Here is a 20366-nt window from a genome sequence, read left to right on the forward strand (position 1 = left end):
TCGCCCCGATACCTATCATGACGTCCAGGCCGCCAGTCCCGCCCCGCATGTCCGATGTTGCCGAACGCGCGGGCGTCTCGAAGATGACCGTGTCGCGCGTGCTCGCCGGCCGCAACGTGTCGCAGGCGACTCGCGAACGCGTGCAGAAGGTCATCGACGAACTCGGCTACGTCGCCGATGCGGCGGCAGGCGCGCTGTCGTCGGGACGCTCGGCGTTCGTCGCGGTGCTGGTGCCGTCGCTGTCCAGTTCGAACTTCTCCGACACCGTGCGCGGACTGAATGCCGCGCTGGGCCCGCACGGTCTGCAACTGCTGCTCGGCGACACGGACTACCGTCTGGAACAGGAAGAACTGCTGGTGCGCTCGATGCTGCGTCACCAGCCGCGCTGCGTCGCGTTGACGGGCGGCCGGCACACCGAGGCGACGCGCATGCTGTTGCAGCGCGCCGACATTCCGGTCGTCGAAATGTGGGATCTGCCCAGCGATCCAATCGATACGGTCGTCGGCTTTTCGAACTCGGCGGCAGCGCGCGCGATGGTCCGGCATCTGCACGAGCGCGGTTATCGGCGGATCGGCTTCATCGCGGGTGCCAGCGAGCGCGACCGGCGCGGGCACGACCGGATGCGCGGCTACGTCGCCGAAATCAAGGCGCTCGGTCTCGGCGAGCCGCGCGTGATCCGGCTCGGCGATTCGCCGATCACGATGAGCCACGGCGCACCGGCGATCGGCGCATTGCTCGACACGTGGCCCGATACCGAGGCCGTGATGTGCGTGAGCGACATGTCGGCGTTCGGCGCGATCATGGAGTGTCACCGGCGCGGGCTGTCGGTGCCGGGCGACATCGCGGTCGCCGGGTTCGGCAACTTCGAGGTGTCGTGGTGCTGTCAGCCGAGCATCACGACGGTGTCGGTCGACGCGTACGGCATCGGCCTGCGCGCTGGCGAAACGCTGCTCGCGGGGCTCGCCGATCGCGAAGCGGGTGAGGTGCAGCGCAGGAAAGCGGTGAAGATCGATTTCACGGTGATTGCACGCGATAGCGCGTAGATGGCGCACTAGCACTCCCCTTAATTAAACAGATCAGGGATATCCCTCGGTTGTCCGGCTGGTAAGCCGGGCGTAACATCCACAGCTAGAAATGTTACCGGTAACTTAACTGGCGGTGCCAAATCGCACGAACCGCGAGGCAACGGCATTTCCGACCAAAAATACGCTGATGGAGATACGAATGACCGCCGTACCGCCCGCCATCGTCGCGCCCGCCGCGCGCGTCGACGAGTTCGAGGAAAGGACCTATCGCAAGGTCGTGCGCCGGCTGCTGCCGGTACTGTTGCTGTGCTATGTGGTTGCGTATCTGGATCGCGTGAACGTCGGCTTCGCGAAGCTGCAGATGCTCGACGATCTCGGCCTGTCCGACACGATGTACGCGATCGGCGCGAGCGTGTTCTTCTGGGGCTATTTCATCTTCGAAGTGCCCAGCAACGTGTTCCTGCATCGCTACGGCGCGCGCTTCTGGATCGCGCGGATCATGTTCACGTGGGGACTCGTGTCGATGGCGCTCGCGTTCGTCGCGCCGCTCGCGCGCGTCGCGCACGTCGAAACCGCGACGATGTTCTACATCCTGCGCTTTCTGCTCGGGCTCTGCGAGGCCGGCTTCTTCCCCGGCGTGATTCTGTACCTGAACTTCTGGTTTCCGTCGCAGCGCCAAAGTCGCGTGATGTCAGGCTTTCTGATCGCAATGCCGGTCAGCCTGATGCTCGGCGGCATCGTGTCGGGCTGGCTGATGGACCATACGGCCGGCCTGCTCGGCTATCAGGGCTGGCAATGGATGCTGCTGATCGAAGGCGTGCCGTCGCTGCTGACCGCGTTCGTGGTGTACTTCTCGCTCGACGACGGCATTGACCGCGCGCGCTGGCTCACGCCGCAGGAGAAGAGCCTGCTCGCGGCGAATCTGCAGCGCGAAAGCGCGCACAAGACAGCGCGCTTCGGCTCGGCGGTGCGCGATCCGCGCGTCTGGCTGCTGGTCGCGATTTTGCTCACGTTCAATACCGGCTTCTACGGCCTCGCGTTCTGGCTGCCGTCGATCATCAAGGCGACCGGCGTGCAGGATCCGCTGCATATCGGCCTGTTGACCGCGATTCCGTACGGCGTGGCCATCATTGCGACGCTCGCGAACGCCGCGCATTCGAAGAAAACCGGCGAGCGGCGCCTGCATGCGGCGATTCCGGCGCTGATCGGCGGAATCGGTCTGATCATGAGCGCGGCTTTGGCGCATCATGTGGTGTGGGCGATCACGTTTCTGACGATCGCCACCGCCGGCATCCTTGCGCTGATGCCGATTTACTGGACGTTCCCGGGACAGCTGCTGTCGGGCGCCGCCGCGGCGGCCGGCATCGCGATGATCAACGCGATCGGCAATCTGTCCGGCTTTACCGGTTCGATGATCACCGCCGTGGCGAAAGATTTGACCGGCGACATCAACAACGGCACTTACGCACTCGGTGCGTGTCTGCTGGTCAGTTGCGTGCTGATCCTGCTCGTGCCGCGCACGATGCTGACGCGGGCCGCCTCGAATGAAGGCAGCGGCCCCGGCCGCGAGACAGCGCGGGCACAGAAACACGCAGAGCACGCATAAGAAACCCTCACCCAGACAGAGAGACAAGCATCATGTCAGCATCCACCCCGCGCCGGCTGCGCAGCCAGGAATGGTTCGACGATCCCTCGCACGCGGATATGACGGCGCTGTACGTCGAGCGTTTCATGAACTACGGTCTGACGCGCGAAGAGCTGCAGTCGGGCCGGCCGATCATCGGCATCGCGCAGACCGGCAGCGATCTCGCGCCGTGCAACCGGCATCACATCGAGCTCGCGGCGCGCACGAAGGCCGGTATTCGCGACGCGGGCGGCATTCCAATGGAGTTTCCGGTGCATCCGCTCGCCGAGCAGAGCCGCCGGCCGACCGCAGCGCTCGATCGCAATCTCGCGTATCTGGGCCTCGTCGAAATCCTGCACGGCTTCCCGCTCGACGGCGTCGTGCTGACCACCGGCTGCGACAAGACCACGCCCGCGTGCCTGATGGCGGCGGCCACCGTCGATATGCCGGCGATCGTGCTGTCCGGCGGCCCCATGCTCGACGGCTGGCACGACGGCAAGCGCGTCGGGTCGGGCACCGTGATCTGGCATGCACGCAATCTGCTGGCGGCCGGCGAGATCGACTACGAAGGCTTCATGGAGCTGACTACCGCGTCGTCGCCGTCGATCGGTCACTGCAACACGATGGGCACCGCGCTGTCGATGAACAGCCTCGCCGAAGCGCTCGGCATGTCGCTGCCCGGCTGCGCGAGCATTCCGGCCGCTTACCGCGAGCGCGGCCAGATGGCCTACGCGACTGGCAAGCGCATCGTCGACCTCGTGCGCGAGGACCTGCGGCCGTCGAAGATCATGACGAAAGAAGCGTTCGAAAACGCGATCGTCGTCGCATCGGCGCTCGGCGCGTCGACCAACTGCCCGCCGCATCTGATCGCGATTGCGCGGCACATGGGCGTCGAGCTGAGTCTCGAAGACTGGCAGCGCGTCGGCGAGCAGGTGCCGCTTATCGTCAACTGCATGCCCGCCGGCGAATATCTCGGCGAGAGCTTCCATCGCGCGGGTGGCGTACCGGCCGTGATGCGCGAGCTCGCGAAAGGCGGCCTCGTGCACGAGGATTGCCTGACCGTGTCGGGCCGCACGATGGGCGAAATCGCGGCCGCCGCACCCGCGCCGGATCGCGAGGTCATCAAGACGACCGACGATCCGCTGAAGCACGGCGCGGGCTTCATGGTGCTGTCCGGCAACTTCTTCGACAGCGCGATCATGAAGATGTCGGTGGTCGGCGATGCGTTCCGCAAGACCTACCTGAGCGAGCCAGGCGCAGAAAACAGCTTCGAAGCGCGCGCCATCGTGTTCGACGGCCCCGAGGATTATCACGCGCGCATCAACGACCCGTCGCTTGAAATCGACGAGCATTGCATCCTCGTGATTCGCGGCACGGGTACGGTCGGCTATCCGGGCAGCGCCGAGGTCGTCAACATGGCGCCGCCGGCGGCGCTCGTGCGCCAGGGCATCACGTCGCTGCCGACGCTCGGCGACGGCCGTCAGAGCGGCACGTCGGCGAGCCCGTCGATTCTGAACATGTCGCCGGAAGCGGCGGTGGGCGGCGGCCTTGCGCTGTTGCGCACGAACGACCGCATCCGCGTCGATCTGAACTCGCGTAGCGTCAAAGTGCTGGTCGACGAAGCAGAACTCGCGCGACGTCGCGAAACCGTGCACTTCGAGATTCCGCCCGCGCAAACGCCGTGGCAGGAGCTGTATCGCAAGACGGTCGGCCAGCTTTCGACCGGCGGCTGCCTCGAACCGGCGACGCTGTATCTGAAGGTGATTGCCGAGCGCGGCAACCCACGGCATTCGCATTGACCCGCGGGTGACAAGGCCGGGCTTCGCACGCAACGCGACGCCCGGCCTTGCCCGTTTTCCCACTTATCCGAAAGAGCTCATCCCATGTCCGCAATTTCCCCCTCCAGCTTTCTTCCCGGCGATCTGAACGACGCACTGCTGATCGGCCGCGTGTGGCGCAAGACCGAGCAGCATGAAGGACCGTGCGTGGTCGTCGTGCGCGGCGGCGAGGTGTTCGACATCACCGCGGTCGTGCCGACTACCGCCGACCTGTTCGAGCGCGACGATGCCGCGCAATTTGCGCGCCGCGCGCCGGGCGTGCCGCTCGGGCCGGTCGCGCAGCTGATCGAGGCGAACCTGCCGGGCGCGAGCGCGCCGGCCGTGCGGGTGCTCGCGCCGTGCGACGTGCAGGCGATCAAGGCCTGCGGCGTCACGTTCGCGGTGAGCCTGATCGAGCGCGTGATCGAGGAGCAGGCCGGCGGCGATCCGGCGAAGGCGAAGGAAGTGCGCGAGACGATCGCGTCGACGATCGGCACCGATCTGTCGAAGATCAAGCCGGGATCGGAAGCGGCGATGAAGCTGAAGGCCGAGCTCGAGCGTCGCGATGCGTGGTCGCAATACATGGAAGTCGGCATCGGTCCGGACGCCGAAGTATTTTCGAAATCGCAGCCGATGTCGGCAGTCGGCTTCGGCGCGGACGTCGGTCTGCTCGCCGCGTCGGTGTGGAACAACCCGGAGCCGGAGATCGTGCTCGCGGTGAATAGCCGCGGCGGCATCGTCGGCGCGACGCTCGGCAACGACGTGAACCTGCGCGACATCGAAGGCCGCTCGGCGCTGTTGCTCGGCAAGTGTAAGGACAACAACGGCTCGTGCGCGATCGGCCCATTCGTGCGGCTGTTCGACGACACCTTCTCGCTCGACGCGGTGCGCGCGGCGAGCGTGTCGCTGCGCGTCGAAGGCGCCGACGACGACTTCGTGCTCGACGGCGTGAGCCACATGAGCGAGATCAGCCGCGACCCGGCCGACCTCGTCGCGCAGACCTGCGGCCGCCACCACCAGTACCCGGACGGCTTCATGCTGTTCCTCGGCACGATGTTCTCGCCGATCAAGGACCGCGACGCGCCCGGCGGCGGCTTCACCCACCACCTCGGCGATCGCGTGACGATTTCGACGCCGCAGCTCGGCGCGCTGACCAACACGGTGCGCCTGTCCACCGAAATCGAGCCGTGGACGTTCGGCGTGCGCGCGCTGTATGGCAATCTCGCGGCCCGTGGCCTGCTTGTTGCTGAATAACCGGATTGTCGCTGCAATTTTCGAAAGGAGGATCAGGACATGAGTCAGTTCGCAAACTACATCGACGGACAGTGGGTCGACGGCGCGAGCGTGTCGCGCAACGTCAATCCGTCGAATCTCGACGACGTGATCGGCGAATTCGCGCAAGCCGACGCCGAGCAGACGCATCGCGCGATCAGCGCCGCGCGCAAGGCCTTCGCGCAGTGGTCGTTGTCCACGCCGCAGCAGCGCTTCGACGTGCTCGACCAGGCGGGCAGCGCGATCCTCGCGCGCAAGGCGGAGCTCGGCAAGGTGCTCGCGCGTGAAGAGGGCAAGACGCTGCCCGAGGCGATCGGCGAAGTGGGCCGCGCCGGGCAGATCTTCAAGTTCTTCGCGGGCGAAGCGCTGCGCGTCGGCGGCGAAGTGATGCCGTCGGTGCGGCCGGGCATGACGGTCGAAATGACGCGTGAGCCGGTTGGCGTGGTCGGCCTGATTACGCCGTGGAATTTTCCGATTGCGATTCCGGCGTGGAAGATCGCGCCGGCGCTTGCGTACGGCAACACGGTCGTGATCAAGCCGGCCGATCTGGTGCCGGGCAGCACGTGGGAGCTGGTCAAGATCATCGCCGAGGCGGGCGCGCCGGCGGGGGTGATCAATCTCGTGATGGGGCGCGGTTCGGTGGTTGGCGAGGCGCTCGTGTCGTCGCCGGATGTCGATGCGATCAGCTTCACCGGTTCCGTTTCGACGGGCCGCGCGATCGGCGCGAAGTGCTTCGATTCGGGCAAGAAATTCCAGCTGGAAATGGGCGGCAAGAACCCGATGGTCGTGCTCGACGACGCCGATCTCAATGTCGCGATCGAAGCGTGCATCAACGGCGCGTTCTATTCGACGGGCCAGCGTTGCACGGCATCGAGCCGGCTGATCGTGACCGCGGGGATCTATGACCGCTTCATCGACGGCATGAAGGCGCGCATGCGCGCGCTGAAGGTCGGCGATGCGCTCGCGGACGGCACGCACATCGGCCCGGTCGTCGACGACAAGCAGTTGGCACAGGACGAGCGCTATCTGGCGATCGCGCGCGACGAGGGCGGCACGGTGTTCGGCGGCGAGCGCGTCGAAGGCTCGACGCGCGGCTATTTCCTCGCGCCGGCGCTGGTCACGGAGACGACCCCGGCTATGCGCATCAACCGTGAAGAGGTATTCGGGCCGGTGGCGTCGGTCATCAAGGTCAAGGACTACCAGGAAGCGCTCGCGGTTGCCAACGGCACCGAGTTCGGGTTGTCGGCCGGCATCTGCACGACATCGCTGAAGTACGCGAGTCATTTCCGCCGCCATGTGCAGGCCGGCATGGTGATGGTCAACACCGCGACGGCGGGGGTCGATTATCACGTGCCGTTTGGCGGGCGGAAGGGGTCGAGCTACGGTCCGCGCGAGCAGGGTGCCTACGCCCGCGAGTTCTATACGTCGGTGAAGACCGCGTATATCAACCCGGGCGCGGTCTGACGCAGAACTAACAGAGCTCCCCAAAACGGAACTGGCCCGGCATCGCATTCAATCGCGATGGCGGGCCAGTAGGGGAAGCTGCGAGAGCGCTAAGCCGAGCGCTCCGGCAGGTACAGCTACATCAACAGCAACTTTCCAACCTGCAACGCCTTACTGCGCTGCGTGACCTTGCTGCGACGAACCGCTGGTCACGCCGCCGACCGCGGCGTTTTGCGCCGCGACGCGGGCTTCGGCAGCCTGAATGTTCGACGGATATTCGTTCGGGTTCGAACGTGCCGGGTTGTAGCCGGCTTTTTCGATCTGAGCCAGCTCTTCACGGACTTGCGCGCGGGTCAGCGGCTGGTTCGATTGAGCGAAAACGGCAACCGGAGCAGCGAGGGTAGCGGCGATAACGACAGCTTCAACGAGCGATTTCATTTTTACTACCTCCAGATTTTGTCTTGTTAGGCTGCGAACCATTTGTTTGCAGCAGTGACGACAGTCTAGGGGGAGTGGAAAGTAGGGTAAATACCTAATTTCTGAACTCACTGTTTCCGAAACCAAAACAATAATGAGACGGCAAGGCCGTCGAGCGTCGATTTGCGAAGCGATCCGCGACAGCTGGCGCGCATGGGTCAGCCGGCTGATAGGGCCTGGATGAGCAGCAAGCCCGCGCCGGCGACGGCTATGGCGCCGCTCGCCCGGGCGACGAGTGCGCCGTCCGGCGCAAGTCGCTCGGCCGTAATGGCGGCCGTCACGGCGGCCATCAAGCGCAAATCCGTCATGCCGACGACCAGCAGAATTGCCGTGAGACCCCCGCAGCAACCGGCGCAATCGATGCCGATGCGCAGACCGTACCTCCACGCGCTCGGCGCATCGGCGGGAAGGCTGGGTGTCGTGCGGCTGCAGGCGAGGCGGCGGGCTTTCCATGTGCTGAACTGCAACGCGCCCGCGAGCAATACGACCACGCTGACCGCCAGCGGCATCGAACGCGCGAGCGCTGGCCACCGCAACTCGAGCGCCGCGAGCGACGCGCCCAGTGCGAACACGGCCACGCCGAGCACCGTCCATACGACCGCATACGCGCCACTCACGAGCATCGTCAGCAGGGCCAGTCGCTGCGCACTTGCGCGCGAGCCGATCGCGTCGCGATAGCGCAGCAGCGTCGGCATCAACGACGGCAGCATCATCGCCGCCATCATCACGATCCACATGCCGATGAACGATGCCGCGGCGCGGGCCCACGTGCGCCCGCAGGTCGGCATCCACAGCGTCGACATCGACCAGCCGCCGGGCATCGGCAACGCGCCCATCGCGGACATCGACGCGCCGTGGGCCAATGTCGCCGCGACGCTCGCGCCGAACACCAGTGCGCAGACGCCGACGAACACGCGCTGCCCGCTCAAGCAGACAGCGCGCACGAGCGGGCTCATGACCGCTCGTACTCGTCGTGACGGCGCCACCAGATGCCCGTCTCGTTGCGCCCCTTCGGCGCGCGATCGAGCCACTGGTACATGCCCCACAGCGCATCGACACCGCGCGCGTAAGTCGAGTACGTGTGATAGACGACGCCGTCTTCGAGCACGAACGCGCTCATGCCTGGCCGGTCGCGCGAATAGGTGGCCGCGTCGGTGCCGCAGGTCGCCGCGAACTGCGCGACCGGTTCGGGCGCGGGACTCACGTCCATCGCGTGACTGTTGCGCGCGTAGTTGTACTCGATATCGCCATCGCGCTGCTGTGTCTCGGTGAACGAGACGTTGAAGTCGAAATTGAAATCGCCGCCGGCCGACGACGCCCATGGAAACGTCCAGCCCATGCGCTGCTTGTACGTCTGCAGCTTGTCGAGCGGCGCGCGCGACACCGCCGTCAGCATCACGTCGTGATGCGCGAGATGCACAGCGAAGCCGGCGAAGCCGTCCGCGATCGACGAGCATGACGGGCAGCCCGCCTTGTAGTCGGGGCCGAACATGAAGTGGTAGACGAGCAGCTGCGAACGTCCTTTGAACAGATCGGCGAGCGACGCGCTGCCTTGGTCGGTATCGAAGCGGTAGGCCTTGTCGACCCTGACCCACGGCAGCGCCTGGCGTTGCCGCGCGAGCTCGTCGCCTTGTCGCGTGTGGGCTTTTTCCGCGTCGAGCAGCGCGCGTCGCGCGGCGAGCCACTGTTCGCGTGTTCCGATCGGATGCGTAGTCATCGTGGGTACCTCCGTGAGTCGTGCCGCGCCGCGCGAACCCTTGCCCGACGGCGTCGGTGACGGTTGATGGTCGTGCTAGATTAGGGCCGGGCATCGATCGGGTGGGAGTGACAAGTGTGGCGGGATTCACTTGATGCATTGACGTGCTACGCGCGGACTCGCACGCCGTGGACGCGCTGATTTCGGCGGCGGCGCGCGCGCTCGCGGCCGGCGATCCGCTTGGCGCGCTCGACCACGTCGCGTTACGCGACGACGCGCCGGCGCTCGCGCTGCGCGGCATCGCGATGGCGCAGCTCGGCGATTTCGGCCGCGCAAAGGCGCTGGTGCGCGACGCCGCGCGCGCGTTCGGCGCGCAGCATGCGGTGGCGCGCGCGAGATGCGTGGTCGCCGAAGCGGAGATCGCGCTCGCGTCGCGCGATCTCGCATGGCCCGCCAAGACACTCGACGCCGCGACCGCCACGCTCGACGCGTACGGCGATCGCGTCAATGCCGCGCATGCGCGGTATCTCGCGGCGCGGCGTCTGCTGCTGATCGGCCGTCTCGACGAAGCGGAGCGCAAGCTTGCCGCGCTCGATCCCCGGCCGTTTCCGCCCGCACTGCGTGCCGCGCATGAACTGGTGGTCGCGGGAGTCGCGCTGCGGCGTTTGCGCAGCAGCGCCGCCCGTGCCGCGCTGGCGCGGGCCGGACGCGCGGCACGCGAGGCCGGCATTCCGGCGTTGATCGCGGAAGTCGAAAGCGCGTCGGTGGCACTGGGCAAACCGGCGGCGCGCATGATCGCGCATGGCGAAGAAGAACCGATCCTGCTCGATGAAGTCGAGAAGCTGTTGACCTCGAATCGCGCTGGCGGCGCGTTGATCGTCGACGCTTGCCGCTACGCGATCCGCGATGCGAACGCGGCGGTTGCGCTCGCGAGCCGACCGGTGCTGTTTGCGCTCGCCCGCATGCTCGGCGAGGCATGGCCCGACGACGTGCCGCGCGACGCGCTCGTCGCACGGGCGTTCCGCGCCCAACGCGCCGACGAATCGCATCGCGCGCGGCTGCGCGTCGAGATCGGCCGGCTGCGCACGGCGCTCGGCACGCTCGCGAGCGTCAGCGCGACGACGCGCGGCTTCGCGCTCGCGCCGCGTCACGCCCGCGAGGTCGTCGTGCTGGCGCCGCCGGTCGAAGGCGAGCATGCGGCGCTGCTCGCGTTTCTGTCGGATGGCCAAGCGTGGTCGAGTTCCGCGCTTGCCCTCGTGCTCGGCGCGAGTCAGCGCACCGTGCAGCGCTCACTCGACTCGCTCGCCGCGGCCGGCAAGGTGCAGCCGGTGGGCGAGGGGCGCGCGCGCCGCTGGATGACGCCGCCCCTGGCCGGATTCGCGACGGCTTTGTTACTCCCTTCCCCGTTCCCTTCATGATTAGGATGGCCACCATGAACCGCTCTGCCGCCAGAATCGTCCGTGAATATGGGCCCTTTACGGGCGTCGACAAAGTGCATGGCGTCACCTACGACGGCCGACAGGTGTGGATCGCGACCGGCGAACGGCTCGACGCGTTCGATCCGGCGAGCGGCGAGACGCTGCGCTCGATCGCGGTGCCCGCCGACGCGGGCACGGCCTTCGACGGCGAACACCTGTTCCAGATCGCGCACGGCCGCATCCAGAAGATCGACCCGCAGAGCGGCCGCGTGCTGTCGACGATCGCGGCGCCCGGCGACGGCGGCCAGTCGGGGCTGACATGGGCCGAAGGTTCGCTATGGGTCGGTCAGTATCCCGAACGAAAAATCTATCAGGTCGATCCGGACACTGGCGCGGTGCTGCGCACGATCGAATCGAATCGCTTCGTGACCGGGATCACGTGGGTCGACGGCGAGCTATGGCATGGCACGTGGGAAGGTGACGAGAGCGAGCTGCGGCATCTCGATCCGCGTAGCGGCGAGGTGCTCGAGCGCGTCGAGATGCCGGCCGGCGCGGGCATTTCCGGACTCGAATCGAACGGCGCGGATCTGTTCTTCTGCGGAGGCGGCGGCAGCGGGCTCGTTCGCGCCGTGCAGCGTCCCTTGCGAGAGAGCGACTCGCAATTGCCGGTCGATTCGACGAGCGAGTGATTCGTCATGCAAGCAGCGCGTCCTCGTTATCCGGCGCTGGTATTTGGCTTACTTGTACTCGCCGATAACGTAAGTCATCGTTGGTAAACGAAGTATTCCATTGCGTTACTCTTATCGCGAGACTACTCCCCATACGCGGGCCGCCTGCAGCGACTTCTAGCAGGCCGTGGCAAAGCACTCAGCCACCGCCGGATAGCGGTCCCGTCATCTCGCTTCTTCAGCCTCGCCCCACCCGTGCTCGCATCGGACCCACCGACGCGGCGCATGCGCCACCACCCGGTACTCGAAAGTCCAAACCGCAACACACTCGGATGCTGCACCGCACACGCGAAGTATTCCGAGTGTGTATCAATCGTAGCAGGGCATTGAGAGAGCATTTTCGCTGCAATCGCAACAAGTACGACGATTGGTTCTCAGCCTTATTTTCGTCTTCGTTGCTTGCCCGTGCATTGCGGCTTTTCGAGAAGATGTGATCAGAACCAAGCCAGGTTCTCACTCCAATCCTTATCGCGTGCAGACATACCGTTTACACAATCCCTTCATATTATTCGCTGGTTTTACCAAGTGTTGCCCCACACAAGCGGTTGCCGATACAACTAACAAAGGGTCCCCAAATGTCATCGCATCACAAAATGCGCCCAGCGCTTTGTCTAACGTCCGTTGCCGCTGCCTGCGTGCTCGCAGCTTGCGGCGGAAATTCGGATAGCCCCTCTGCCAGCAACAACAACGGTGGCACGACCGCCGGCACGACTTACTCGGGCGTGGTCGCCGCAACTGCCTTCGTCCCGGGCAGCTCGAGCGGCAACCCGACCTTGAAGGCCGGCTACTACTCTGGCGCCACCGTGTTCGTCGATGCCAATGGCAACGGTGTGCTCGACAGCGGCGAAGCCTCCGCGAAGACCGACAGCAACGGCCATTTCTCGTTGACCACGACCGCCACGGGTCCGCTCGTCGCTGACATCACGACCTCGGCCACCAACACGGCATCGGCCGCCAAGGTCGCCAGCCACCTGATCCTGCGCGCTTCGGCCGACCAGATCGCCGACCAGGGCGCCACCAAAGTCGTGATCAGCCCGATGTCGAGCGAAGTGCAGCGCCTCGTCGAAGCCAACGGCAGCAAGTACGCGACCGAGAAGGCTAATCTGTCGACCCGTCTGTCCGGCCCGGCATTCAACGACGCCTCCGTGACGGTTCCCGCCGGCGACGTCCTGGCTGACGCCAACACCCTGTCCGGCGCCGAGCAGTACGCGGTGCTGTTCGAAGAAAACGCACTGACGAACCGCTACACGTACGCCACCACGAAGCTCGATCGTGGCGACAAGTACCCCGATGCACTGGCCGTTGCCGGTGGCGACCCCACCCTGACCGGCGTTTCCGGCATCACCGCCGGCGAAACCATTCCGACGGATACGCGTAAGGCGATCACCTTCGCACAAGCCCAGCAGGCTGCGTTCAACGTCGAAGCGATTCCGCGTTACGACAACGTCTTCGTGATCATGCTGGAGAACAGCAGCACGAACCGCGTCAAGGGTTCGGCGTACATGCCGGCGGTCAACTCGATGATCACCAACGGCAACTACTTCTCGACCTACTTCGCGACCGGCAGCCCGTCCGAGCCGAACTACACCGCCCTGGGCGGCGCCGACGACTTCGGTATCGGCGACGACAACTGGTGGGGTTGCGCCGCGACCGGCGCCAACGCCCCGACGGACAAGGCTTTCGCCGGCGGCACGGCTTCCGACGGCCAGCCCCTGCCGTCCCACGTCGCGCTGACGCCGAACGACCCGATCATCGGTACCACCGCCGGCGGCGCCACCGTGGCCGTTGGATCGCTGCTGTCCAATTACACGGCGGCCAGCAACCAGGCGTGCTCGACGGACGGCACCGGTTCCGTCGCCAACCACAACATCATGACCGCGCCGAACCTGTTCACGCAGATTTCGAACGCGGGCCTGACGTGGCGTACCTACAGCGAATCCATGAACCCGGGTCAGGATCCGCGCGCCGACAGCCTCGGTGACACGGGTGTATCGCAGGCCTACAACCAGACGGACGGTAGCATCACCGTGACGGGCACGCCGTTCGCCATGCCCGGTTCGCTCTACAAGACCAAGCACCATCCGGGCATGGCCTATCAGAACGTGCGTAGCCAGCCGGAGTTCTTCGCGAACAACCGCACGATCTTCGGTACCCAGTACTACACGAACGCGGCCGACCTGACCAACACCACGCTCTATAAGGTTCCGACCGGCTACAACGTCGACCAGTTCAGCACCGACCTTGCCAAGGGCGACGTCGGCACCCTGAACTTCATCATGCCTGACCAGTGTGATGACCTGCACGGCACCGGCAGCGACGGCACCTGTAAGGACAGCGCGACCGCCTCGGGTACCGTTCCGGCTCACGCGCTGCTGACCCGCGCCGACTACTACACCAACGCCGTGGTGCAGAAGATCAAGGCCTCGCCGCTGTGGCAGAACAAGCAGCGCAACGTTGCCATCGTGGTCATGTTCGACGAAGGCAATGGCACGTCCAACGGTGCCGGCAGCTCGTGCTGCGGCTGGGACGTGGGTGGCAAGGCTACGCAGATGCAGAACGCGGACGGCAGCTGGACTCCGGTTCAGACGAAGTACGGCAACGGCAACAAGGGCCATGGCAACTCGATCTTCGTCCTGATGACCAACCAGCAAGACGTGGGCTCCGCGCCGAAGGGCGTCGCCGACAGCGATACGTACAGCCACTTCTCGTTCGTGCGCACGGTGCAGGACATGTTCCAGCTGGCCGACCCGACTGTTCCGACCTCGTACGCCAACCGTTCGAAGTACACGGAGTCGTACATTGCGCAGAACATCGCCAACCTGCCTGAGTACGCTGGCAGCGCCGACACGCATTACGACGCGGTTCGTCCGATGAACCACGCCTACGTGATTCCGGCCGGTTACACGCAGAAGTTCCAGACGGGTGACGTGAGCGATCCGGCGCAAGTTGGTCCGGACGCGACCCAGAAGAACCTGTGGGCGACGAAGTAATAAAAAGCACTAAACGGTAAGCACGCGCAAGCGTGCCATTCATCAAGCAGTAGCCTGCGCGGGGGAGCGGTTCGGCCGCTCCCCCGCCAGCTGTCTTATCGAACAAAGCCGGGGGGAGTAGCGATGCGCAAGGTTTATGCGGGGGCGCTTTATGTCATCTTGTCGACACTGGCCGCTTGTGGGGGCGGGGGCTCGTCACAGTCTGCTTCGACGGATGCAGGCACGGGATCCACGGGATCCACGGGATCCACGGGGTCGGCGCCCACGAGCAAGCTGAGCGCTGCGGCCCAGATCGGTCAGCAAATGTTCTTCGACAAGAACCTGTCCGGCGGCAAGAACCAGGCATGCGCGAGCTGCCACGATCCGGCGTATGCCTACGGCCCGCCCAACAGCCTGGCGGTGCAGCTGGGTTCCGATGGGGTATCGGAAGGCCAGCGCGCGGTTCCCTCGCTGCGCTACAAGGCCATGACGCCCGCCTACGACGACAACGCCTCGAACCCCGACGGCATCACGGCGAACGCGCCGGGCGGCGGATTCATGTGGGACGGCCGCGGCAAGACGCTGGCCGACCAGGTGGCGCTGCCCCTGCTCAATCCCATCGAGATGAACAACGCCTCCAAGGACGCGGTGGTGCAGGCGGTGAAGAGCTCCTCGTATGCCGCACAGTTCACGGCGGTGTACGGCCCGGCCGTGTTCGGCGATACGGACACGGCGTTCCAGGACATCGGACTCGCGCTGCAGGCCTACCAGAACGAGGACCCGAGCTTTGCGCCGTATTCCAGCAAGTTCGACCTGTATGCGAACAACAAGATCGGCGGCACGTTGACGCCGGCCGAATTGCGCGGGATGAACCTGTTCAACGATACCGATCGCGGGGCCGGCTGCGTGGCCTGCCATTTCATGGGCGCCAACTTCAACGGCTCGAACGCGCTGGGGACCGACTTCACCTATCAGGCGATCGGTGCGCCGCGCAACGACACGTCGATCCCGGACAATCCGAACCCCATCGCGGCCAACCTGAACGCGAGCTACTACGACATGGGGCTGTGCGGCCCGATCAATAACGGCAGCTATGACAGCCACACGCCGCTTTCGGCCACCAGCGGCGCCGGCCCGGACCCCTTTACGGGCGTGAACAACCCGGATCCGTATTGCGGTCGCTTCAAGGTGCCGACGCTGCGCAACGTCGCCGCGCGCAGCGCCTTCTTCCACAACGGCGTGTTCCACTCGCTGGAGCAGGTGGTGCGCTTCTACAACACGCGCGACACCAACCCCGAGTACTGGTATCCGTCCACGGGTGGCGATTCGACCAAGCTGACCAGCAACCCGAGCTATGCGCTGCAACCCACCTATGCAGCGGGCGCGACGGTGAACATGTTCAACGATCTGCCGGCCGCCTACCAGGGCAATATCGACGAGGAACTGCCGCTGGGGCAGGGCCAGACCGACGCGGGCGGCACCACCGCGTTGAACGGTGCGCAGCCGCGTGCTGTCCATTCGGCGCCGCAACTATCGGATCAGGACGTGCAGGACGTGATCTGCTTCCTGAATACTTTGAGCGACGGCTACCAGCCTCCCGCGACCCAGCCCACGAGCGGTAGCTGCGTGAATTGATCTCTTTGAATACTTGAACTATCCACGATGATGCATTTTTCGAATCCGGTGCGCGGCACTGCCATTGCGGTTTCCCTGACGGCGTCGTTCCTGCTGGGCGGTTGCCAGAACAAGGCCGAGCCTACCGCGGAGAACTTTACCAACACCATCACGCACTACCTGGCCGATCGCGGCCACCTGTGCGTGGCGAAATACGATTGGCCCATCCACGTGGCCGATCAGGACATCGTGGTCACGCATTCCCGCGATGCGCTGCAATTGCCGGTGATGGAAAAGCTGGGCCTCGTCAAGAGCACCGTCATGACGGTCGAGCGCACTGGCGAGGACGGGGCCAGGATCGAGGCGCCGGGACGCGAGTATGCGCTGACCGACGAAGGCAAGCAGTTCTACCTGCACAAGCCGGTGGTGGTGGCGACGCCCGGCAAGACGGTCACGCACGACGCCGATTTTTGCGTAGCCACGCTGACCCTGGACAGGGTGGTGGGCTGGGAGCCGCCCCAGACTCACGACGGGGAGACCAGGACCTCGGTGCTCTACACCTATAAGATCGACCCGGCGCCTTTTGCCAGGACTCCCGAGTTCCAGCGAGTGTTTCCCATGGTGGCGCGCGTGATCGAAGGCGCGGGCACCATGCAACTGCGCGAAGGCGTGCGCTTGACCAAGGACGGCTGGGTAGCGGAAGAATATCTCGTTCGATGATCGTTGAGTTCGCCGACGCCGTGCTCCAAGGCGATCGTTCCCGCACGTGGGCCGGTCCATGCCGCTGCGCCAGGACCCCAGGTGCACCCTTACGGCGTCCTCGCTGGACTCAGCCCCGTGCTCGCAAAATAGATCGCGAGAAAATACAGCAGCACATAGAGCGCGTAGGTCTGCCCGTTGCCGGTATAGACGCGGCGTATCCGAGCCGCCGCCACGAGCGCGAAGTGCGATATGCCGCGCCAGAACATCTGCGCGACCGGCGGCACCGTGCGGCTCAGGATCGGCCGGTAGAAGTGGTAAAAATCCGGGGCGTTGCGCGCATTGCCGCGGCGGCTGCGGTAGTACAGCACACCGAGCCCGAACACGATCGCCGTGACGATCAGCACGACGATCACGACCGGCGTCGGATTCCAGAACCCGTAGATGCTTTCGAGCGACATGCCGCCCCACACCAGTGTCGCCGCGAACTGCGGATCGATCGCGGCCGACACCGGTTCGAGCAACACCTTCGGAAAGAACGACAGGACCACGATACCGACCACGAACAGCAACTGCGGCACCAGCAGCATCACAGGCGCTTCGCGCACCTGCGGCCGCTGCGGCGGGCGCGGTTTGAGGAAGACACCGTTCAGCAGGCGCAGCATGTACAGAAAGCCGGCGCAGGTCGCGATCAGCCCGCACACGGCGAGCCCGTACCAACCCTTGTCGGTCATTGCGCTCAGCAGCAGCCATTTGCCGCCGAAGCCCATCAGCGGCGGCAGGCCCGACATCGAGACGAGCGCGATCACGACCATCGCGAACGTGAGCGGCATCTCGCGCGCGAGGCCGCCCACATCGGCGAAGTTGCGCGTGCCGGTGCGCGAGATCACGCCTGCGAGCGCGAGGAACAGGATGCCCTTCACGAACATGTGATTGGCGACCAGATACAGCGCGGTGACCCAGCCGAGATGGCTCATCAGGCCGATCGCGGCGACGATATAGCCGGTCTGGCTCATGCTCGAGAGCGCGAGCATCCGTTTGAAGTCGTTCTGCCGCAACGCCATCAGCGCGCCGAACAGGGCCGTCAGCATGCCTATCCAGGTCATCGCGTGCGCGAGTTCGAGGCCGACCTCCGAGCGTATCGTCAGATAGGTGCCGATCAACAGGCCGAACATCGCGACCTTGCTGACCACCGCCGACAGCATCGCGGTCACGTCGTCTTCCGCTTCGGTGTAGGCGCCCGGCAGCCATACGTGCACGCCGATCGCGCCGGCCTTGATCAGGAAGCCGGCCGCGAGCAGCACGAACGCGCGGTTCGCCTCCGGTCCCGAATGGATCAGCGCCGACAGCGCGATGCTGTCGTCGATCGCCGCGACGTTGGCGAAGCCCGCCAGCAGGAAGAACGCAGCCAGCAGCGAAAACAGCAGGAAGGTCAGCACGTGCGGTCCCGCGCGCCGGCACTTCGCGATCAGGAAGCACGACGACAGCGTGATGATTTCCCAGCTATAGAAGAACTCGAGCGAGGTGGATGAGCGCAGCAGCGCCGGAATCGACAGCGACAGCACGACGAGCATCGGATAGAAGCCGGCGCGCACGTCGTCGCGATAGAGACTCGCCGCTGCGATCACGAGGCTGCCCGCGAGCAGCAGCCAGGCGAATAGTCCGGCGATACCGCGCGAGCCCTCGCAGAGCAGACTGCCGATCAATCCAATCGCGATCACCGCGAGCACGCCTTTCACGCGCCCCGGCAGACGATCGGCCGCATAGAACAGCGCACCCGCCGCGAGCGGCGAGAAGATCCACGCCGACACGACGCCCGAGAACACGGCTGCCATATAGGCCGCCGCGATCAGCAGCACGGCGACGCCGAACAGCGGCAACAGCGCGGCGATGTTCGGCCGGGCTTTGGCCTCGACGTCGGACGGAGCCAGCGCGCGCACGAACCAGTGGAACATATAACCCGCTTCGAGCAGCGAGCCGGTCAGGATCAACACGATCCAGTACGGCTTGCCAGCGGCGGTCAGGCGCATCACGAGTTCCCACTTCGCCCAGAAGCCGGGGAATGGCGGCAGTCCCGCGATCGCGACCAGGAAGAGACCGAGCAGGCCGATCAGCAACGGGCTGCGCGACAGGATCGCGCGTGCATCGTCGCCGTGCCGCCGCAGCACGCCGATTAGCCAGAACAGCCCCGCCTTCGCGAACAGATGGTTAATGAAGAGCCCGCCGACGACGAGCGGGATCGATGCGTCCGCGCCGATCTGGCGCAACAACGCGAGCGACAGCATCAACAGCGCCATCTGCCCGATCGACGAATAGCCGAGCAAGCGTTGCGGCTTCGTCTGCTTGATCGCGAGCAGGTTCGAGAACAGGAACGTGACGCCGCCCGAGACGGCGAGCAGCGTCAGCAGACCGTCGAACAGCGGCAGCAATTTCAGCAGCGCGAAAAACACGCCCGCCGATACGCCGACCGATACCATCGCGCCGACGCCGCTCGGCGCGGTCTCGTAGACGTCGAGCCCCCAGCCGTTGGCCGGAAACGGCTTCAGCTCGATCACGAGACTCGCGAACACGAGCAGGATCGCGGTCGTGCCGATCGGGCCGCCGAGCTGGTCGCGCAGCGACAGCAGTTCGTCGATGTTGAGCGTGCCGCTCACGTAGTAGAGCAGCACCGCGCCGAGCAGAAAGAGCGTCGACGCGATCACGGTCGCAAAGATGTACTTGAACGCGGCGGCGAGCGCGGCGGGCGTGCGCTCGAGCCCGAACAGGCCGTATGTCGCGATCGACACGATCTCGAGAAACACGAACAGGTTGAACAGGTCGCGAGTCATCACCATGCCGTCGATGCCCATCACCAGAATCAGGTACAGCAGCAACGCCGCGTAGTTGCCGCGCAGACGGTCCCACAGATGCAATGCGCCGAGCAGCGCGACCACATTGACGCTAAACGTGAAGAAGCCTTCCCACAGGCCGAAGCGCAGATTGATCGACACCGGCGGCAGCGCGCCCGCGGTCAGCACCTCGATCGTGTCGCCGCCGTCGAGCAGGCCGTAGAACGACACGCCGGAGACGAGCACGATGCCGCACAGCGCGATGAAAAAGCCGAGCGTGAGCCATGGCTTGCCGAGCCGGTACAGCAGCGGAATGGCGAAGCCGCCGCCGAGCCCGAGAATGAAGATGTGCAGCGGATGAAACAGCGCGGCTACCATTTCGACTCGGTGAAGGCGTCGATGGAAAGCGTCTTTTTGGCGGCATGAAGACGGATCGCGAACGACAGCATGATGGCGGTGACCGATAGCCCGATCACGATCGCCGTGACGACGAGTGCCGATGGAATCGGATCGATCGCGCGGTGCGCGGCGGCGGATTTGCTGAGCGCTGCGTCGATGATCGGCGCGGTGCCGCCCGTGACGTAACCGGTTGCGACCATCACGATGTGCAGGCCCGTGTCGATCACCGCGAAGCCGATGATGATGCGCAGGATGTTGCGGTGGGTCAGCATGCCCCACAGGCCGATCAAGGAAAGGCAGAAGCCCGTGATCAGCAGGATCTTCGAAACCGGGATGCCGGTGCTCATGCGCTCTCCT

At 65.3% G+C, this 20366-nt stretch carries 15 protein-coding genes; 10 read left to right on the forward strand and 5 right to left on the reverse strand.

The genetic code is table 11. The features are described from left to right. The first annotated feature begins 47 nt into the window (after positions 1 to 47). From OKW40_RS01155 to OKW40_RS01175, 5 genes are all read left to right on the forward strand, one after another. Positions 48 to 1043 (forward strand): LacI family DNA-binding transcriptional regulator, encoded by a 996-nt coding sequence (locus OKW40_RS01155; protein ID WP_429487755.1) that lies wholly within the window; start codon positions 48 to 50, stop codon positions 1041 to 1043. Positions 1044 to 1224: 181 nt separating this feature from the next. Then, on the forward strand, positions 1225 to 2631 hold the full coding sequence (locus tag OKW40_RS01160) for an MFS transporter (RefSeq protein ID WP_184059190.1): 1407 nt from the start codon (positions 1225 to 1227) through the stop codon (positions 2629 to 2631). A gap of 32 nt (positions 2632 to 2663) precedes the next feature. Next, positions 2664 to 4448: an IlvD/Edd family dehydratase gene (locus OKW40_RS01165; protein ID WP_184023534.1), complete on the forward strand. Its 1785-nt coding sequence runs from the start codon at positions 2664 to 2666 to the stop codon at positions 4446 to 4448. 84 nt (positions 4449 to 4532) lie between these two features. Next, a complete protein-coding gene (locus tag OKW40_RS01170; RefSeq protein ID WP_429487757.1) occupies positions 4533 to 5720 on the forward strand; it encodes a fumarylacetoacetate hydrolase family protein in 1188 nt (395 codons plus the stop codon). A gap of 39 nt (positions 5721 to 5759) precedes the next feature. After that, positions 5760 to 7202: an aldehyde dehydrogenase family protein gene (locus OKW40_RS01175; protein WP_090810605.1), complete on the forward strand. Its 1443-nt coding sequence runs from the start codon at positions 5760 to 5762 to the stop codon at positions 7200 to 7202. A 150-nt stretch (positions 7203 to 7352) separates the two neighbouring features. Here OKW40_RS01175 and OKW40_RS01180 read toward each other — a convergent pair whose 3' ends face one another. The 3 genes from OKW40_RS01180 to OKW40_RS01190 all read right to left on the reverse strand — a co-directional run bounded on the left by OKW40_RS01180 (position 7353) and on the right by OKW40_RS01190 (position 9375). Further along, positions 7353 to 7619 carry a DUF4148 domain-containing protein gene (locus tag OKW40_RS01180; protein WP_429487759.1) on the reverse strand — a complete coding sequence of 89 codons (267 nt, stop codon included), beginning with the start codon at positions 7617 to 7619 and terminating at the stop codon, positions 7353 to 7355. A 197-nt stretch (positions 7620 to 7816) separates the two neighbouring features. Further along, the gene (locus tag OKW40_RS01185; RefSeq protein ID WP_184059184.1) at positions 7817 to 8614 is read right to left on the reverse strand and encodes a DUF2182 domain-containing protein; all 798 of its coding nucleotides are present in this window, start codon (positions 8612 to 8614) and stop codon (positions 7817 to 7819) included. Continuing rightward, entirely contained in the window at positions 8611 to 9375 is a 765-nt protein-coding gene (locus OKW40_RS01190) for a DUF899 domain-containing protein (RefSeq protein WP_429354807.1), read from the reverse strand. Before OKW40_RS01190 ends, OKW40_RS01185 begins: the two co-directional genes overlap by 4 nt. Positions 9376 to 9542: 167 nt before the next feature. On the opposite strand from OKW40_RS01190, the gene OKW40_RS01195 reads away from it, so the two are divergent. From OKW40_RS01195 to OKW40_RS01215, 5 genes are all read left to right on the forward strand, one after another. Then, positions 9543 to 10772, forward strand: a complete 1230-nt coding sequence (locus OKW40_RS01195) for a helix-turn-helix domain-containing protein (protein WP_429487761.1) — start codon at positions 9543 to 9545, stop codon at positions 10770 to 10772. Positions 10773 to 10786: 14 nt separating this feature from the next. Then, on the forward strand, positions 10787 to 11461 hold the full coding sequence (locus OKW40_RS01200; RefSeq protein WP_184023520.1) for a PQQ-binding-like beta-propeller repeat protein: 675 nt from the start codon (positions 10787 to 10789) through the stop codon (positions 11459 to 11461). 632 nt (positions 11462 to 12093) lie between these two features. Then, positions 12094 to 14490, forward strand: coding sequence for an alkaline phosphatase family protein (locus tag OKW40_RS01205; protein WP_429487763.1), 2397 nt, complete (start codon positions 12094 to 12096; stop codon positions 14488 to 14490). Positions 14491 to 14613: 123 nt separating this feature from the next. Beyond that, a complete protein-coding gene (locus OKW40_RS01210) occupies positions 14614 to 16104 on the forward strand; it encodes a cytochrome-c peroxidase (RefSeq protein ID WP_429487765.1) in 1491 nt (496 codons plus the stop codon). 27 nt (positions 16105 to 16131) lie between these two features. Beyond that, the gene (locus OKW40_RS01215; protein WP_429487767.1) at positions 16132 to 16803 is read left to right on the forward strand and encodes a hypothetical protein; all 672 of its coding nucleotides are present in this window, start codon (positions 16132 to 16134) and stop codon (positions 16801 to 16803) included. Between the two features lie 89 nt (positions 16804 to 16892). On the opposite strand, the gene OKW40_RS01220 is transcribed toward OKW40_RS01215, so the two are convergent. Both OKW40_RS01220 and OKW40_RS01225 read right to left on the reverse strand, forming a co-directional pair. Continuing rightward, complete coding sequence (locus tag OKW40_RS01220; protein ID WP_429487769.1) at positions 16893 to 19988, reverse strand: complex I subunit 5 family protein; 3096 nt, start codon at positions 19986 to 19988, stop codon at positions 16893 to 16895. Continuing rightward, entirely contained in the window at positions 19982 to 20356 is a 375-nt protein-coding gene (locus OKW40_RS01225; RefSeq protein WP_184023510.1) for a sodium:proton antiporter, read from the reverse strand. The genes OKW40_RS01220 and OKW40_RS01225 overlap by 7 nt, the downstream gene beginning before the upstream one ends. Positions 20357 to 20366: the final 10 nt, after the last annotated feature.

It is taken from the genome of Paraburkholderia sp. RAU6.4a, assembly GCF_050435625.1.
Taxonomy (GTDB): Bacteria; Pseudomonadota; Gammaproteobacteria; order Burkholderiales; family Burkholderiaceae; genus Paraburkholderia; species Paraburkholderia tuberum.

Excerpts from the sequence above, each read along its gene's own strand:
- OKW40_RS01160 (WP_184059190.1), top strand. The coding sequence starts at position 1,225 with ATGACCGCCGTACCGCCCGCCATCGTCGCGCCCGCCGCGCGCGTCGAC.
- OKW40_RS01215 (WP_429487767.1), top strand. The coding sequence starts at position 16,132 with ATGATGCATTTTTCGAATCCGGTGCGCGGCACTGCCATTGCGGTTTCC.
- OKW40_RS01200 (WP_184023520.1), top strand. The coding sequence starts at position 10,787 with ATGAACCGCTCTGCCGCCAGAATCGTCCGTGAATATGGGCCCTTTACG.
- OKW40_RS01190 (WP_429354807.1), bottom strand. The coding sequence starts at position 9,375 with ATGACTACGCATCCGATCGGAACACGCGAACAGTGGCTCGCCGCGCGA.
- OKW40_RS01155 (WP_429487755.1), top strand. The coding sequence starts at position 48 with ATGTCCGATGTTGCCGAACGCGCGGGCGTCTCGAAGATGACCGTGTCG.
- OKW40_RS01220 (WP_429487769.1), bottom strand. The coding sequence starts at position 19,988 with ATGGTAGCCGCGCTGTTTCATCCGCTGCACATCTTCATTCTCGGGCTC.
- OKW40_RS01210 (WP_429487765.1), top strand. The coding sequence starts at position 14,614 with ATGCGCAAGGTTTATGCGGGGGCGCTTTATGTCATCTTGTCGACACTG.
- OKW40_RS01225 (WP_184023510.1), bottom strand. The coding sequence starts at position 20,356 with ATGAGCACCGGCATCCCGGTTTCGAAGATCCTGCTGATCACGGGCTTC.
- OKW40_RS01175 (WP_090810605.1), top strand. The coding sequence starts at position 5,760 with ATGAGTCAGTTCGCAAACTACATCGACGGACAGTGGGTCGACGGCGCG.
- OKW40_RS01185 (WP_184059184.1), bottom strand. The coding sequence starts at position 8,614 with ATGAGCCCGCTCGTGCGCGCTGTCTGCTTGAGCGGGCAGCGCGTGTTC.
- OKW40_RS01165 (WP_184023534.1), top strand. The coding sequence starts at position 2,664 with ATGTCAGCATCCACCCCGCGCCGGCTGCGCAGCCAGGAATGGTTCGAC.
- OKW40_RS01205 (WP_429487763.1), top strand. The coding sequence starts at position 12,094 with ATGCGCCCAGCGCTTTGTCTAACGTCCGTTGCCGCTGCCTGCGTGCTC.
- OKW40_RS01180 (WP_429487759.1), bottom strand. The coding sequence starts at position 7,619 with ATGAAATCGCTCGTTGAAGCTGTCGTTATCGCCGCTACCCTCGCTGCT.
- OKW40_RS01170 (WP_429487757.1), top strand. The coding sequence starts at position 4,533 with ATGTCCGCAATTTCCCCCTCCAGCTTTCTTCCCGGCGATCTGAACGAC.